The organism is Pseudomonas sp. P867, from assembly GCF_019891455.1.
GTDB lineage: Bacteria > Pseudomonadota > Gammaproteobacteria > Pseudomonadales > Pseudomonadaceae > Aquipseudomonas > Aquipseudomonas synxantha_A.
Map to the genome: position 1 here is coordinate 407538 of NZ_JAFLXB010000002.1, position 15532 is coordinate 423069.

Annotated in this window: 14 protein-coding genes; 2 read left to right on the forward strand and 12 right to left on the reverse strand. The window is 60.7% G+C overall.

The features are described from left to right. Window positions 1-115 precede the first annotated feature (115 nt). From J1G33_RS05385 to J1G33_RS05415, 7 genes are all read right to left on the reverse strand, one after another. The gene (locus J1G33_RS05385; protein WP_032878681.1) at window positions 116-1015 is read right to left on the reverse strand and encodes a response regulator; all 900 of its coding nucleotides are present in this window, start codon (window positions 1013-1015) and stop codon (window positions 116-118) included. A 167-nt stretch (window positions 1016-1182) separates the two neighbouring features. Continuing rightward, window positions 1183-1944 carry a phosphate signaling complex protein PhoU gene (phoU, locus tag J1G33_RS05390; RefSeq protein WP_017528598.1) on the reverse strand — a complete coding sequence of 254 codons (762 nt, stop codon included), beginning with the start codon at window positions 1942-1944 and terminating at the stop codon, window positions 1183-1185. A 70-nt stretch (window positions 1945-2014) separates the two neighbouring features. Then, window positions 2015-2848 carry a phosphate ABC transporter ATP-binding protein PstB gene (gene pstB / locus J1G33_RS05395; protein ID WP_005792533.1) on the reverse strand — a complete coding sequence of 278 codons (834 nt, stop codon included), beginning with the start codon at window positions 2846-2848 and terminating at the stop codon, window positions 2015-2017. A 164-nt stretch (window positions 2849-3012) separates the two neighbouring features. Next, window positions 3013-4683: a phosphate ABC transporter permease PstA gene (pstA, locus tag J1G33_RS05400; protein ID WP_032878679.1), complete on the reverse strand. Its 1671-nt coding sequence runs from the start codon at window positions 4681-4683 to the stop codon at window positions 3013-3015. Between the two features lie 15 nt (window positions 4684-4698). Further along, window positions 4699-6732: an ABC transporter permease subunit gene (locus J1G33_RS05405; RefSeq protein ID WP_223017822.1), complete on the reverse strand. Its 2034-nt coding sequence runs from the start codon at window positions 6730-6732 to the stop codon at window positions 4699-4701. A gap of 484 nt (window positions 6733-7216) precedes the next feature. Next, the gene (locus tag J1G33_RS05410; protein ID WP_005792536.1) at window positions 7217-8203 is read right to left on the reverse strand and encodes a phosphate ABC transporter substrate-binding protein PstS; all 987 of its coding nucleotides are present in this window, start codon (window positions 8201-8203) and stop codon (window positions 7217-7219) included. A 197-nt stretch (window positions 8204-8400) separates the two neighbouring features. Next, on the reverse strand, window positions 8401-9690 hold the full coding sequence (locus tag J1G33_RS05415) for an MFS transporter (RefSeq protein ID WP_005792537.1): 1290 nt from the start codon (window positions 9688-9690) through the stop codon (window positions 8401-8403). 405 nt (window positions 9691-10095) lie between these two features. On the opposite strand from J1G33_RS05415, the gene J1G33_RS05420 reads away from it, so the two are divergent. Then, the gene (locus J1G33_RS05420) at window positions 10096-10500 is read left to right on the forward strand and encodes an acyl-CoA thioesterase (RefSeq protein ID WP_003176975.1); all 405 of its coding nucleotides are present in this window, start codon (window positions 10096-10098) and stop codon (window positions 10498-10500) included. Window positions 10501-10559: 59 nt separating this feature from the next. Then, complete coding sequence (locus J1G33_RS05425) at window positions 10560-11459, forward strand: D-hexose-6-phosphate mutarotase (RefSeq protein WP_223017789.1); 900 nt, start codon at window positions 10560-10562, stop codon at window positions 11457-11459. Between the two features lie 117 nt (window positions 11460-11576). Here the strand turns inward: J1G33_RS05425 and J1G33_RS05430 are convergent, their stop codons facing one another. From J1G33_RS05430 to J1G33_RS05450, 5 genes are all read right to left on the reverse strand, one after another. Then, window positions 11577-12113, reverse strand: a complete 537-nt coding sequence (locus tag J1G33_RS05430) for a DUF3299 domain-containing protein (protein WP_032878676.1) — start codon at window positions 12111-12113, stop codon at window positions 11577-11579. A gap of 77 nt (window positions 12114-12190) precedes the next feature. After that, window positions 12191-12436: a GlsB/YeaQ/YmgE family stress response membrane protein gene (locus J1G33_RS05435; protein WP_005792540.1), complete on the reverse strand. Its 246-nt coding sequence runs from the start codon at window positions 12434-12436 to the stop codon at window positions 12191-12193. A gap of 109 nt (window positions 12437-12545) precedes the next feature. Then, window positions 12546-13628, reverse strand: coding sequence for a 5-(carboxyamino)imidazole ribonucleotide synthase (locus tag J1G33_RS05440; RefSeq protein ID WP_032878674.1), 1083 nt, complete (start codon window positions 13626-13628; stop codon window positions 12546-12548). A gap of 11 nt (window positions 13629-13639) precedes the next feature. Continuing rightward, window positions 13640-14131: a 5-(carboxyamino)imidazole ribonucleotide mutase gene (gene purE / locus J1G33_RS05445; RefSeq protein WP_003195648.1), complete on the reverse strand. Its 492-nt coding sequence runs from the start codon at window positions 14129-14131 to the stop codon at window positions 13640-13642. Window positions 14132-14538: 407 nt separating this feature from the next. After that, window positions 14539-15447: a LysR substrate-binding domain-containing protein gene (locus tag J1G33_RS05450; RefSeq protein ID WP_032881175.1), complete on the reverse strand. Its 909-nt coding sequence runs from the start codon at window positions 15445-15447 to the stop codon at window positions 14539-14541. Window positions 15448-15532: the final 85 nt, after the last annotated feature.

Below are 15532 nucleotides of genomic sequence, written 5' to 3' on the forward strand. Positions count from 1 at the left end.
GGCATAGCAAAGGCTCGACAACACTGAAGCGTTATCGAGAGCCTATATCGGAACAGATATAAATCAAGCCATCCAGCAGGAATCAGACAACCGGTCGATTGCTTGATTCAGGCCATCAGGCACCCGGCACAAAATGCTTCTGCGCCGTACCGCGCGCAATCAGGCGCGAGATGTAGTCCAGCTTCTGCGCATCCTGGTCGATAAAGCGAAAGGTCAGTTGCAACCAGTCGCTGTCGGGCTTGGGCTCGTAGGCGACGATGGCATGCAGGTAGCCGTTGAGGCGTGCGACTTCGGCGTTGTCGCCCTGCTCAAGGTCGAGCACGGCGCTTTCCAGTACCTGAGGCAGGACGTCGCCGCGCTTTACCACCAGCAACGCTTCCTTGATGCTCAGGGCCTTGATCACGCATTGCTGAGTGCCGCTTGCGAGGCGCAACTGGCCCTGACCGCGACTGCCAGCCGGCGCCGCTGCTGCTGGGGCCTTCACGGGTGGGGTGTTGAGCAGACCTTTACTGGGTGCCGCCACCGGGGCCGGCTTGACCGCTTCGGGTCTGCCGCCGGTCAGGGCGCTCAGGGAGTCGTTGCCGAAGGCCGAGTTCATCTTGGTCGGCGCGCTGGCGATCAGTGCGTCGAGGCGGCCGATCTTGTGCAGGGCCTGCTTGACCTTGTTGAGCAGTTGCTCGTTGGTGAACGGTTTGCTGACATAGCCGGAAACGCCGGCCTGGATCGCCTGAACCACGTTTTCCTTATCGCCACGGCTGGTCACCATCACGAACGGCATGGCCTTCAGATGCGCTTGCTCGCGGCACCAGGTCAAGAGCTCAAGACCGGACATCTCAGGCATTTCCCAGTCACACAGCACCAGGTCGAAGGTTTCGCGCATCAGGATGGATTGCGCCTTTTTGCCGTTCACCGCATCTTCGATCTTGATTCCGGGGAAGTAATTGCGCAGGCACTTCTTCACCAGGTCGCGAATAAACGAGGCGTCATCCACCACCAATACACTGACTTTGCTCATCGACCCTTCATCCTATAAAAACCTCGGCTGGCAGTACGCCTGACTGATGGCATTTTGCCAAAACCTTGCAGTCACGTTCGGACTTTATTCGCCGCCCGCGCAAAAAATTCAGCTGCCACAAACGAAAACGCCCGGCCAATGGCCGGGCGTTAATTTCACGGGCAACCTTACTTATCGTCAGGTTCGCCTGGAACATTAGGCGTTTGATCGGCGGAGCCTTCAACTTCGGCCTTCATGCGCTTGAGGCCCATGTGCCGAACGTCGGTGCCGCGCACCAGGTAGATCACCAGTTCCGAGATATTACGCGCGTGATCGCCGATCCGCTCCAGCGAGCGCAGCACCCAGATAATGCTCAAGACCCGCGAGATAGAGCGTGGATCTTCCATCATGTAGGTGGCCAGCTCACGCAAGGCGGTCTTGTACTCGCGGTCGATGACCTTGTCGTACTGAGCCACCGACAACGCCAGGTCTGCATCGAAACGCGCAAACGCGTCGAGGGCATCGCGCACCATGTTGCGCACTTGGTCGCCGATATGGCGCACTTCCACATAACCGCGTGGCGCTTCACCTTCTTCGCACAGTTGGATGGCACGCCGGGCGATCTTGGTGGCTTCGTCGCCAATGCGCTCCAGGTCAATCACCGACTTGGAGATGCTGATGATCAAACGCAGGTCCGAGGCCGCCGGCTGGCGACGGGCAAGAATGCGCAGGCACTCTTCATCGATATTGCGTTCCATCTGGTTGATCTGGTCATCGATCTCGCGCACCTGCTGGGCCAGGCCCGAGTCGGCCTCGATCAGCGCGGTGACAGCATCGTTGACTTGCTTCTCCACCAGCCCGCCCATCGCCAGGAGGTGGCTGCGCACTTCCTCAAGCTCGGCGTTGAACTGCGCGGAGATGTGATGGGTAAGGCCTTCTTTGCTAATCATGTTGGCGTCCTTGGAGCGTCCGGTAAGGTGCGGAGAACCGCAGCGTCAGTGCAATCAGAACCACAGCTTCCTAGCCGTAGCGACCGGTGATGTAGTCTTCGGTCTGCTTCTTCGCCGGATTGGTGAACAGGGTATCGGTATCGCCGAACTCCACCAGCTTGCCCATGTACATGAACGCGGTGTAGTCCGAAACCCGCGCCGCCTGTTGCATGTTGTGGGTCACGATAACGATGGTGAACTTGGACTTGAGCTCGTAGATCAGCTCTTCGACTTTCAAGGTCGAGATCGGGTCGAGCGCCGAGCACGGTTCGTCGAGCAGCAGCACTTCCGGCTCTACGGCGATGGTACGGGCGATCACCAGACGCTGCTGCTGGCCGCCGGACAAGCCAAGTGCCGACTCGTGCAGACGGTCCTTGACCTCGTCCCACAACGCGGCGCCCTTGAGAGCCCATTCAACCGCTTCGTCGAGGACGCGCTTCTTGTTGATGCCCTGGATGCGCAGGCCATAGACCACGTTTTCATAAATGGTCTTGGGGAACGGGTTGGGCTTCTGGAACACCATCCCCACCCGGCGTCGCAACTCGGCCACGTCTTCACCCTTGCGGTAAATATTGGTGCCGTAGAGATTGATCGCACCTTCCACACGGCAACCGTCCACCAAGTCATTCATACGGTTGAACGTGCGCAGCAATGTCGACTTGCCGCAGCCGGACGGGCCGATAAAGGCGGTCACGCGCTGCTTGGGGATGTTCATGCTGACGTCGAACAGCGCTTGTTTTTCGCCGTAGTACAGGCTCAGGCCCGGGACTTCGATGGCCACGGTTTCCTGGGCCAGGCTCAGGCTCTGTTTGTCGCGACCCAGGGCAGACATGTTGATGCCGTGAGGTTGGTTTTCGTGTTGCATGGGATGCTCCCTGTGCTACCAATTCGTTTCGTTGAACCGCCGGGGCGGCTTACTCAAATTCTGTGTCTGTGGGAGCTGGCTTGCCTGCGATGGCATCACTGCGGTCTTACTGATACACCGCGTCGTCTGCATCGCAGGCAAGCCAGCTCCCACAGGGGGCCGTGTTAGCTGTCCAGCGCCTTGTATTTTTCGCGCAGGTGGTTACGGATCCACACCGCCGACAGGTTGAGCGTGGCGATCACCAGCACCAGCAGCAACGCGGTGGCGTACACCAGCGGCCTTGCGGCTTCGACGTTAGGGCTCTGGAAGCCGACGTCATAAATATGGAAGCCCAGGTGCATGATTTTCTGGTCCAGGTGCAGGTACGGATAGTTGCCGTCCAGCGGCAGCGACGGAGCCAGCTTCACTACGCCCACCAGCATCAGCGGCGCCACTTCGCCGGCGGCGCGGGCCACGGCGAGGATCATGCCGGTCATCATGGCCGGGCTGGCCATCGGCAGCACGATCTTCCACAGCGTTTCCGCCTTGGTCGCGCCCAGTGCCAGGGAGCCTTCACGCACCGTGCGAGGAATGCGCGCCAGGCCTTCTTCGGTGGCCACGATCACCACCGGCACCGCCAATAGCGCCAGGGTCAGCGAGGCCCAGAGCAGGCCCGGAGTACCGAAGGTCGGCGCCGGCAGGGCTTCGGCGAAGAACAGGCGGTCAACCGAACCACCCAGTACATAGACGAAGAAGCCCAGGCCGAATACGCCGTAGACAATGGCCGGTACGCCCGCCAGGTTGTTCACGGCGATACGGATGATCCGCGTCAGAGTGTTCTGCTTGGCGTACTCACGCAGGTACACGGCCGCCAGCACGCCAAACGGGGTCACGATCATCGCCATGATCAGGGTCATCATCACGGTGCCGAAGATGGCCGGGAAAATCCCGCCTTCGGTGTTGGCTTCCCGTGGGTCATCACTGAGGAATTCCCAGACTTTGCTGAAGTAGAAGCCGATCTTGGTCAGGGTGCCCATGGCGTTAGGCTGGTAGGCGTGCACCACCTTGCCGATGCCGATCTCCACTTCCTTGCCGTTGCCGTCGCGGGCAGTCAGGGCGTCGCGGTTGAACTGAGCGTGCAAGTCGGCCAGGCGCGCTTCGATATCTTGATAGCGGGCGTTGAGTTCGGCGCGGTCGGCGTCCATATCGGCCTGGGCGGCGGCGTCGAGCTTGCCTTCCAGTTCCAGTTTGCGCCCGTGCAGGCGGATGCGTTCCAGGCCGGCGTTGATCGCACCGATATCGGTTTTTTCCAGGGTCTTGAGCTGGGCGGCGAGCTTGTTGACACGGTCCACGCGAGCTTGCAGCTCTGGCCATGCGGCCTCGCCTTCAGCGATGACCTTGCCGTCCTGCTTGACGTTGACCAGGGTGCCGTAGAAGTTGCCCCACTCACGACGCTCAATGGCCATCAGGTTGGCCGGCTTGGTCTGGTCCTTCAACCATTCGCCGACGATCCAGGTGAAGTCGTTGCCGTTCAAGTCGCGGTTGCCGACCTTGATCAGCTCGCGGGTCATGAATTCCGGGCCCTGGTCCGGCACCGGCAGGCCGGCGCTCTTGAGGCGCTCACGCGGCACTTCTTCTTTCTGTACCACTTCGCCGATGACGATATGGTTGGCCTGGCCCGGCACGTTGTAGTTGGCCTGGATCAGGTCGGCCGGCCAGAAGTGGCCCAGGCCACGCACGGCAATCACAGCCAGCAAACCAATGGTCATGATGACCGCGATGGACACCGCGCCACCGCTGATCCAGACGCCTGGGGCGCCGCTCTTGAACCATCCATTCAGGGAGTTCTGTTTCACAGACTTCTACCTTTCTTAAAGCGACGAGTATTTCTTGCGCAGACGCTGACGAATCAGTTCGGCGAGGGTGTTCATGATGAACGTGAACAGCAGCAGCACCAGCGCCGAGAGGAACAGCACGCGGTAGTGACTGCCACCGACTTCCGACTCGGGCATTTCCACCGCGACGTTGGCCGCCAGGGTGCGCAAGCCCTCGAACAGGTTCATCTCCATGACCGGGGTGTTACCGGTGGCCATCAGCACGATCATGGTTTCACCCACTGCACGGCCCATGCCGATCATCAGTGCCGAGAAGATGCCCGGGCTGGCGGTGAGGATGACCACGCGGGTCATGGTCTGCCAGGGCGTGGCGCCCAGGGCCAGGGAGCCCAGGGTCAGGCCGCGTGGCACACTGAACACGGCGTCTTCGGCGATCGAGTAGATGTTCGGGATCACCGCAAAACCCATGGCCAGGCCGACCACCAGGGCGTTGCGCTGGTCGTAGGTGATCCCCAGGTCATGGGAGATCCACATGCGCATGTCGCCGCCAAAGAACCAGGTTTCCAGGTATGGACTCATGTACAGCGAGAGCCAGCCCACCAGCAGGATTACCGGGATCAGGATCGCGCTTTCCCAGCCGTCCGGCACCCGCAGGCGAATCGACTCGGGCAAGCGACTGAAGACAAAACCGGCGACCAGGATGCCGATCGGCAATAGCATCAGCAGGCTGAAAATGCCCGGCAAGTGCCCTTCCACGTACGGCGCCAGGAACAGGCCGGCGAAGAAGCCGAGGATCACGGTCGGCATGGCTTCCATCAGTTCGATCACTGGCTTGACCTTGCGGCGCAGGCTCGGGGCCATGAAGTAAGCGGTGTAGATCGCGGCGGCAACCGCCAGCGGCGCGGCCAGCAGCATGGCGTAGAACGCAGCCTTCAACGTGCCGAAGGTCAGCGGGGCCAGGCTCATCTTGGGTTCGAAGTCGGTGTTGGCGGCGGTGGACTGCCAGACGTATTTAGGCTCGTCGTAGTTCTCGTACCAGACCTTGCTCCACAACGCGCTCCACGAGACTTCCGGGTGCGGGTTGTCGAGCAACAGCGGTTGCAGCTTGCCGCCGGCCTCGACGATTACGCGGTTGGCCCGTGGCGACATACCGAACAGGCCCTGGCCGTCGACCACCGGGTCGACCAGCAGGGTGCGGTGAGCGGTGCTGTGGAAAACGCCGAACTGGCCAGCGGCATCGAGCGCGGTGAAGCCTTTGCGGCGCTCTTCAGCACTGATTTCGACAATGGGCGCAGTGCCCATCTGGAAGGTGCGGATCTGTTTCAGGCGTTGCTCGCCATCCGGGTCGCGGGCCATGAACCACTGGGCCAGGCCGCCCTTGGAGTTGCCGACGATCAGCGAGATACCGCCCACCAGCTGAGTGCTGGCGGTGACTTCGGCTGCGCCGTCTTCCAGGAGTTTGTAGCGACCGTTGAGGCTGTTGTCGCGCAGGCTGAACACATCGGCCAGGGCGCGACCGTTGATCACGTAAAGCCATTGCTGGCGTGGGTCGACAAAGATGGCTTTCACCGGTTCGGTCATCTGCGGCAGCTCGATGCGCTTCTGCTCGCTGGTGACTTCACCGGTCATCATGTTTTCTTCGCGGCTCAACGACAGCACGTTCAGGTACGAACCCGCCGAACCGGCCACCACCAAGGTGGAGTCAGTGGCGTTGAGGGCGACATGCTCCAGTGGGCGACCGGCCTCATCCAACACGATCGGCGTTTCGCCGTAAGGGTATTCAATCGCTGGGGTGATGGTCTTCTTGCCGTCCGGGTACGACACTTTATAGGTGTGGCGGAACACCAGGGACTGGCCATTGGACAAACCAAGGATAACCAGCGGGCTGCCCGGCTGGTCTTCACCAATAGAAGCAACGCTGGCACCGGCCGGAAGCGGCAAGTCGACACGCTTGAGCTCGGCGCCGGAGTCCACTTCAAAGAACAGCGCCTGGCCCTTGTCGGAAACCCGCATGGCGACCTGGTTCTGTTCTTCAAGGGAGATCATCAACGGCTTGCCGGCGTCCTGCATCCAGGCGGGGGTCAGCGCGTCTTCCTTGGTCAACGAGGCGCCCTGGAACAGAGGTGCAACGACGTAGGCGAGGAAGAAGAAGATCAGGGTGATGGCGCCGAGGACGGCGAGGCCACCGACCAGCACATACCAGCGGGTCAGGCGATCCTTGAGCGCGCGAATGCGGCGCTTGCGTTGCAACTCAGGCGTATTGAAATCAATGCGCTTGGGGGGAGAAGTTGTCGTCATGGTGGAATTGGCCAGATCATTCATGCGCACACCCTAGCGATCCTGTATGACAGAAAGATGACAGTGCAGTGACGCAACAAATCCGCCGCGAAGCAGGGCTGGCAGCGGATTAAAAATTAGGGATGCAGACTGCTTATGTGGGAGCGGGCTTGCCCGCGATGGCATCAACACGATTTCAACGCTAAACCGCGTCGCCAGCATCGCGGGCAAGCCCGCTCCCACAGAAAAGCATGCGTCTACATCAGGTATCGCAGGCTTAGTTGCCTTCTTTCAGACCCAGCTCAGCCAAGGCCTTGGCGGCCACTTTGGCAGGCAGTGGGATGTAGCCGTCCTTGACGACAACTTCCTGGCCCTGCTTGGACAGCACCAGTTTCACGAACTCGGCTTCCAGCGGGGCCAGCGGCTTGTTCGGGGCTTTGTTGACATAAACGTAGAGGAAGCGCGACAGCGGGTATTTGCCGTTCAGGGCGTTTTCTTCGCTGTCTTCGATGAAGTCAGTGCTGCCTTTCTTGGCCAGGGCCACGGTCTTCACGCTGGCGGTCTTGTAGCCGATGCCCGAGTAACCGATGCCGTTCAGCGAGGAGCTGATCGACTGCACGACCGAAGCCGAGCCAGGTTGTTCGTTCACGTTAGGCTTGTAGTCGCCTTTGCACAGGGCTTCTTCCTTGAAGTAGCCGTAGGTGCCGGATACCGAGTTGCGACCGAACAATTGCACTGGCTTGTTGGCCAGGTCGCCGGTCACACCCAGGTCGCCCCAGGTTTTAACGTCAGCTTTGGCGCCGCACAGGCGAGTCGAGGAGAAGATCGCGTCGACTTGCTCCATGGTCAGGTGCTGGATCGGGTTGTCCTTGTGCACGAACACCGCCAAGGCGTCCACGGCAACCGGGATAGCGGTTGGCTTGTAGCCGTACTTCTGCTCGAAGGCCGCCAGTTCGGTGTCCTTCATCTTGCGGCTCATCGGGCCCAGGTTGGAGGTGCCTTCAGTCAGCGCAGGTGGCGCGGTGGCGGAACCGGCAGCTTGAATCTGGATGTTGACGTTCGGGTATTCCTTTTTGTAACCCTCAGCCCACAAAGTCATCAGGTTAGCCAGGGTGTCGGAGCCGACGCTGGACAAGTTACCCGACACACCAGTGGTCTTGACGTACGCCGGGATTGCCGGATCAACACCAGCGGCCACCGCGTTGGCGGTCGCAACGCCAGCAGCGACAAAAGTCATTGCCGCCATCAAACGTTTCAGTTTCATGCCTTGCTCCTAGCAGATAGGGATAATTGGATCGGGGCCAAGTATCGAGAGGCCGTGTGAACACTCTATGTCTGCAATGTGACAATTAGATGAAAGGCCACTATCGGGAAGCAAAGGTATGCGAAGTAAAAAACGGAACAGGCACTCTCATTGTGGCGAGGGAGCTTGCTCCCTCACCACAGTAGATCAGGCTGGCGTTAGCGACCGCGTTTCCACAGATACCCACCCACCAACATCCCCATCACACACAGGACGGCCACATAGTAAGCCGGGCCCATCGGGCTCTCCTTCATCAGCAGCGACACCGCCAATGGCGTCAGTCCACCGAATACGGCATAGGCGACGTTGTAGGAGAACGACAGGCCGCTGAAGCGCACCACTGGCGGGAACGCCTTGACCATCACGTAGGGCACTACACCGATGGTGCCCACGAACAAACCGGTCAATGCGTACAACGGAAACAGCCAGTCCGGGTGGGCCATCAGGCTGTGATACAGCGTCCAGGAGGTCGCCAGCAGCAGTGCGCAACCGGTAACCAGCACGCGACCGGCGCCAAAACGGTCGGCCAGGGCACCCGAGGCGATGCAGCCCAGGCTCAGGGTCACGATGGCCAGGCTGTTGGCTTGCAGTGCCACCGTGGGGCTGAAGTGGTAGACGGTTTGCAGCACGGTCGGCGTCATCAGGATAACCACCACGACGCCGGCGGACAGCAGCCAGGTGAGCAACATCGACAACACAATGGCGCCCCGGTGGTCACGCAGCACTGCACGCAACGGCAGCTCGGCAGCAAGGGTCTTGCGTTGCTGCATCTCAGCGAAGATCGGCGTTTCATGCAGCCAGCGGCGCAGATACACCGACAACAGACCGAATACACCGCCAAGCAGGAATGGGATCCGCCAGGCGTAATCGGAGACCTGCTCCGGGGTATAGGCCGTATTGATCGCAGTAGCTACCAGCGAGCCGAGCAGAATACCGGCGGTGAGGCCGCTGGTCAGGGTGCCGCAGGCGTAGCCGATGTGGCGCGGCGGAACGTGCTCGGAGACGAACACCCAGGCGCCCGGTACCTCGCCGCCAATCGCCGCACCCTGGATGACGCGCATCAGCAGCAGCAAGAGCGGCGCCCACAGGCCGATCTGCGCGTAGGTGGGCAGCAGGCCCATGATCAGGGTGGGTACGGCCATCATGAAGATGCTCAGGGTGAACATCTTCTTGCGCCCCAGCAGGTCGCCGAAGTGCGCCATGATGATGCCGCCCAGTGGGCGGGCCAGGTAGCCGGCGGCGAAGATGCCGAAGGTCTGCATCATGCGCAGCCATTCGGGCATGTCGACGGGGAAGAACAGTTTTCCGACCACGGTGGCGAAAAACACAAAGATGATGAAGTCGTAGAACTCCAGCGCCCCGCCCAAGGCAGACAGCGACAGGGTTTTGTAGTCGTTGCGGGTCAGCGGGCGCGAGGGCTGCGCACTGCTTGCGGGCACGGAGGACATGGCAAGGCTTCTCTTATAGTAATCATCGTAAAGGACTGCACGCCCGTGACTTGCGGCGGGTTTGGCAAGATAGCAAATCGCCTGAAAAAGCACAGCGCCAGGAACACAGTTGCGCGCAAAAGCCCCGATACAGCGTCTATTTACCGACCAAATGAGCGTCCGGAGGTCGTCGTGGCGCCAGGGTCTCGATATACTCGCCAGTGCAAGCGCCAGACCCGCTGTCTTGAGGGGCTGCTGTGCCAAAACGTTGTTGGGTACCATCCAGCCGATTTGGCAGAGTTTCCCTTTAGTTCGCCTTACGAGAAACGCATCGAGCGGTGTATGTTGGTGCTGAAACGTTTTTCCAGAAGACGGCTATCCACTTCAAATACCCATGAAGCGTCACGGGTCAGAGGCACCCTCGGCATGATCGAACTCGAACAAGAAGATCCTATCCCGCAAGGCGATCTCGCCCTGCAAATCACTGCACTGCCGCGTGAAACCAATGGTTTTGGCGATATCTTCGGCGGCTGGCTGGTCGCGCAGATGGACCTGGCAGGCACGGCAATGGCCAGCAAGGTCGCCGGCGGGCGCGTAGCCACCGTCGCCATTGATCGCATGGCCTTCCTGGTACCGGTAGCCGTGGGTGCACAGCTTTCCTTCTATACCCAGGCTCTGGAAATTGGCCGCAGCTCGATCCAGATGATGGTCGAAGTGTGGAGCGATGACCCGCTGTCCAGCGAATGGCGCAAGGTCACCGAAGCGGTATTTGTGTTCGTCGCCATCGACGGCAGCGGTCGCACCCGTTCGGTACCGTCACGGGCGCGTTAAACCTCGCCGGGTTTTAACGGTCAATTGCCCCATTGCCTGCCACTTGAGAGAGCTTTGTTATGCCTACGCCCCACGTTGAGACGATGAAAATCGACGAGCTGGACTGCTGGCGCATCCGCCACAACGGCGCCGAGCTGATGGTGGCCCAACAGGGTGCGCATATCTTCAGTTACCAGCGCGAGGGCGAACAGCCACTGATATGGCCGAACCCCGCGGCGGTGTTCAAGCGGGGCAAAGGCATCCGTACCGGCGTGCCGGTGTGCTGGCCGTGGTTTGGTGTTTTCGACCGTAACCCGCAGAGCGTAAAAGCCATGCGCCAAAGCGATCAGCCTGCCGGCGCCCACGGCTTTGTGCGCACCGCGCTCTGGGAGTTGGCCGGGACGGCAATCGAAGGTGAAGCCCTGCGTATCGAGCTGGTGCTGCCGACTCCTGCGAACGGCTTTCCCGGCTGGCCCCATCAGGTTGACTTGACGCTGAGCCTGCTGCTGGACGAGCAACTGCATATCCGCCTCACCAGCCACAACCGTGGCACCGACACCGTGACCTTCAGCCAGGCACTGCACACCTACTTTGCTGTGAGCGACGTGCGCAACGTGCAGGTCGAGGGGGTGGATGGCTTGGCCTATATCGACACTGCTGATGGGTGGACCGAGAAGCAGCAATCCGGCTTGCTGCACTTCACTGGCGAAACTGATCGTATCTACCTGGATACGCCAGCGCAGTTGAGCATTGTGGATAAAGACTGGCAACGCCGCATCCAACTCACCAGCGAAGGCTCGAAGTCCACCGTGATCTGGAACCCCTGGACCGAACGGGCCGAGGCACTTGATGACATGGCTGACGACGGCTGGCAGGGCATGTTGTGCATCGAGACGGCGAATGTGCTGGATGATGTGGTAAGCCTGGCCCCCGGTAAAAGCCACACCTTGGGCGTTCGTATCACCAATATCACTTTGTAAACCCAGTCAGAATGTGGGAGCTGGCTTGCCTGCGATAGCATCGCCTCAGTGCAACTGACACACCGAGTCGCCTGCATCGCAGATCAAGCCAGCTCCCACAGGGATTGGTAGCGCCAGTTAGAGATCGGACTCCTTCACCACCCGCACCTTCCCCGCCTCCAGTGCATACGCTGCATCGGCCAAGTCATTGTTGACCTTCTCCACCTTCAACATGCCCGTGACCCACAGCGGCGTGTAGATATCATCCAGCTTCAACCCCTTGGGATACCGCACCAGCACCAGTTGGTTAGGCGGCGGTGGCGGCACATGGATGCAGGCGCCCGGATACGGCACCAGGAAGAACAGCGTGCTGCGGCCTTTGGCATCGGTTTCCAACGGCACCGGATACCCACCAATGCGGATATTCTTGCCGTTCATGGCCGCCACGGTCTTGGTGGAATACATCACTGCGGGCAAGCCTTTGCTCTGCTTCAAGCCACCTTTTTCAGTGAACGTGCCTTGGGCTTCGGGGGAGTTATGGTCGATCTCTGGCATGGCTTCGAGGGCTTTCTGGTCCGAAAGCGGCATCAGGTCGAGCCAGTCGGTTTCCGGCAGTTCGCCAGCGTGCGCCAGGCCAGAGCCCAGCAGGAGGAGAGTCAAGAATAGACGGCGCATGGAGAGGCTCGGCAAATACAAGTGCCGAGCATTCTAGCCCTCTGCGCCTGCGCAGCGCAGAGGACTTTGTCGGCTGATTACTTCTTTTTGATCAGGCCGTAGATCACCAGCAACACGATGGCACCTACCAGCGCGCCGATGAAGCCCGCGCCCTGGCCTGCCTGGTAGATCCCCAGTGCCTGGCCGCCATAGGTCGCGGCCAGGGAGCCGGCGATACCCAGCAGAATGGTCATGATCCAGCCCATGCTGTCGTCACCCGGCTTGAGGAAACGCGCCAGCAGGCCAACGATCAAGCCGATAAAGATGGTTCCAATGATACCCATGGCATTTCCCTCTGATTGAATGTGAGTCATGACAAAGCCTAGTCAGGCTTTATCATCCTGCAATCAGAGAGACGACGGTGACCAATGGTTCCCGCCGACTCCCGGCTTATTACTCGGCGATCAGCGCTTCGACCTTGAGGATCTGCGCCTGCAGCGTTGCGCGATCCTTGCAGCGCAGGTTTGCGTGCCCGACTTTGCGTCCGGCCTTGAACGCCTTGCCGTAGTGATGCAGGTGGCAGTCATCGATGGCAATCACCCGCTCAACCGGCGGGACTACGCCGATGAAGTTGAGCATGGCGCTCTCGCCGACCTTGGCCGTGGAGCCCAACGGCAAGCCCGCCACCGCCCGCAGGTGGTTTTCGAACTGGCTGCACTCGGCGCCTTCGGTGGTCCAGTGCCCGGAGTTGTGAACACGCGGGGCGATTTCGTTGGCCTTGAGGCCGCCGTCGACTTCAAAGAACTCGAACGCCATCACGCCGACGTAATCCAGTTGCTTGAGCACGCGGCTGGAATAATCTTCGGCCAGGGCCTGCAGTGGGTGGTCGGTGCTGGCCACGGACAGCTTGAGGATGCCGCTGTCGTGGGTGTTGTGCACCAGCGGGTAAAAGCGCGTCTCACCATCACGGGCACGCACGGCGATCAGCGATACTTCACCGGTGAATGGCACAAAGCCTTCCAGCAGGCAGCCGACGCTGCCCAGCTCAGCGAAGGTGCCAACCACATCGGCGGCGGTACGCAGCACTTTCTGGCCCTTGCCGTCGTAACCCAGGGTGCGGGTTTTCAACACCGCAGGCAGGCCGATGCTGGCGACAGCGGCGTCCAGGTCTGCCTGGGACTGGATGTCGGCGAAGGCCGGGGTGGGGATGCCCAAGTCCTTGAACATACTCTTCTCGAACCAGCGGTCCCGGGCGATGCGCAAGGCTTCAGCGCTCGGGTACACCGGTACGAACTGCGACAGGAAGGCCACGGTTTCGGCCGGGACGCTTTCAAACTCGAACGTCACCAGGTCGACTTCGTCGGCCAGTTGGCGCAGGTGATCCGGGTCGCTGTAGTCAGCGCGCAGGTGTTCACCCAGGGCGGCGGCGCAGGCATCTGGCGCCGGGTCCAGGAAAGCGAAGTTCATCCCCAGCGGAGTGCCCGCCAGGGCCAGCATGCGACCGAGTTGGCCACCACCGATTACACCGATTTTCATCGTCAACAACCTCAGGCGATGCGTGGGTCTGGATTGTCCAGCACACTGTCTGTCTGCTCAGCACGGAATTTTTTCAGCACCGCGTGGAACTGCGGGTGCTTGGCGCCCAGGATACTGGCCGACAGCAATGCAGCGTTGATCGCGCCGGCCTTGCCGATCGCCAGGGTCGCTACCGGGATACCGGCCGGCATCTGCACGATGGACAACAGCGAATCCACGCCCGAGAGCATCGACGACTGCACCGGCACGCCAAGCACCGGCAGGTGCGTCTTGGCCGCACACATACCTGGCAAGTGCGCCGCGCCGCCGGCACCGGCGATGATCACCTCGATGCCACGGGATTCTGCTTCATCGGCATACTGGAACAGCAAATCCGGGGTGCGGTGGGCAGAGACCACCTTCACTTCATACGGAATGCCGAGTTTTTCCAGCATATCGGCGGTGTGGCTAAGGGTGGACCAATCGGACTTGGAGCCCATGATCACGCCAACCAATGCACTCATCGTCGTGCCTCTTCTCTCTGGGCGCCCGCAGGCGCGTCAAAAAACAACAAGCCACGCAGGAGACCGGCGTGGCTTGTTGTACGAATTAGTTTCGGGCCAGAACTGCCTGCGCTCAGTCAGGCTGCGTTAAAAACAAACTCGGAATGCTCATTGGCTAAAGCCAACTCCGCTTCCTCGCTTGTTTTTGCCTTGCCTGATCTTCGCTCGGCGAGTTCTGACCTCGAAACGCGGCCGGTTGAACCGGCCGAAGGCCGCGCAGTATACCGTAATAATCCAGATAAACAGCCCCTGGAATGACCATCTGTCTAGCCGCTCAAACCGGCGGTTTTATTGACTCTTGAGTCAGTCCCCTGCACCGCAAAACCCTGTGGGAGCAAGCCCCCTCCCACATTGGATCTGTGTCAGGCTCAGGTACTTTGCGCCGCGCCTCCTTCCAGTTTGCGCCACAGCAACCGCACATTCGCCTTGCGCACCAACGCACAGCGATACAAGCGAATCTCCAGGGGCACGTGCCATTGCGGCCCGCCGCACACCACCAGTTCGCCGCGAGCCAGTTCGGCACGCACGCTCAGTTGAGGCACCCAGGCGATGCCCAAGCCTTCAAGAGCCATGCTCTTGAGGCTGTCAGCCATGGCGGTTTCGTAAATGGTGGTGAACCGCAGGGCCCGCTGGCGCAGCAGTAAATTCACCGAGCGGCCGAGGAACGCCCCGGCACTGTAGGCCAGCAACGGCACACTGCCCTCGCTTTCCAGGTCGAACAGCGGCTTGCCATCGGCATCGGCGGCGCACACCGGGAGCATTTCGGTGTTGCCCAGGTGCAGCGATGGGAATATCTCGGCGTCCATCTGCATGGCGGCATCCGGGTCGTAAAACGCCAGCATCAGGTCGCAACCGCCTTCGCGCAGGGCGTGCACAGCGTCGCCGACGTTAGTGGCAACCAATCGCGTGGCGATGTTCAGCCCCTCGTTGCGCAGCTGTGCGATCCAACGTGGAAAGAACCCCAGTGCCAGCGAGTGTGCGGCCGCCACCTGCATGACTTCACCCTGCCCGCCTTCCAGATGATGCAAATGCCGCAGTACTTCGCCGAGCTGTTCGACCACGGTGCGCGCCGTCACCAGGAACAACTGCCCCGCCGCTGTCAGCTCCACGGGCGTGCGCGAGCGGTTGACCAGCGTCAGGCCCAACGCGGCTTCAAGGCTGCGAATACGGCGACTGAACGCCGGCTGCGTCACAAAACGCCGCTCCGCAGCCTGGGAAAAGCTGCGCGTCGCCGCCAGGGCGCTGAAGTCTTCCAGCCATTTGCTTTCAAGGTTCATCATTGCCTCCCACGCCGAATGCACCATTTTGGCACACACGCCCGCCATCATGGCTGGGTCACATCCACATTATGCCGTTTGTGCA

Coding starts and splice junctions, on each gene's coding strand:
- J1G33_RS05450 (WP_032881175.1), bottom strand. CDS start 15,447: ATGAACCTTGAAAGCAAATGGCTGGAAGACTTCAGCGCCCTGGCGGCG.
- pstB (WP_005792533.1), bottom strand. CDS start 2,848: ATGCAACACGAAAACCAACCTCACGGCATCAACATGTCTGCCCTGGGT.
- J1G33_RS05405 (WP_223017822.1), bottom strand. CDS start 6,732: ATGCAGGACGCCGGCAAGCCGTTGATGATCTCCCTTGAAGAACAGAAC.
- J1G33_RS05425 (WP_223017789.1), top strand. CDS start 10,560: ATGCCTACGCCCCACGTTGAGACGATGAAAATCGACGAGCTGGACTGC.
- J1G33_RS05430 (WP_032878676.1), bottom strand. CDS start 12,113: ATGCGCCGTCTATTCTTGACTCTCCTCCTGCTGGGCTCTGGCCTGGCG.
- J1G33_RS05410 (WP_005792536.1), bottom strand. CDS start 8,203: ATGAAACTGAAACGTTTGATGGCGGCAATGACTTTTGTCGCTGCTGGC.
- J1G33_RS05415 (WP_005792537.1), bottom strand. CDS start 9,690: ATGTCCTCCGTGCCCGCAAGCAGTGCGCAGCCCTCGCGCCCGCTGACC.
- phoU (WP_017528598.1), bottom strand. CDS start 1,944: ATGATTAGCAAAGAAGGCCTTACCCATCACATCTCCGCGCAGTTCAAC.
- purE (WP_003195648.1), bottom strand. CDS start 14,131: ATGAGTGCATTGGTTGGCGTGATCATGGGCTCCAAGTCCGATTGGTCC.
- J1G33_RS05385 (WP_032878681.1), bottom strand. CDS start 1,015: ATGAGCAAAGTCAGTGTATTGGTGGTGGATGACGCCTCGTTTATTCGC.
- J1G33_RS05435 (WP_005792540.1), bottom strand. CDS start 12,436: ATGGGTATCATTGGAACCATCTTTATCGGCTTGATCGTTGGCCTGCTG.
- J1G33_RS05440 (WP_032878674.1), bottom strand. CDS start 13,628: ATGAAAATCGGTGTAATCGGTGGTGGCCAACTCGGTCGCATGCTGGCC.
- J1G33_RS05420 (WP_003176975.1), top strand. CDS start 10,096: ATGATCGAACTCGAACAAGAAGATCCTATCCCGCAAGGCGATCTCGCC.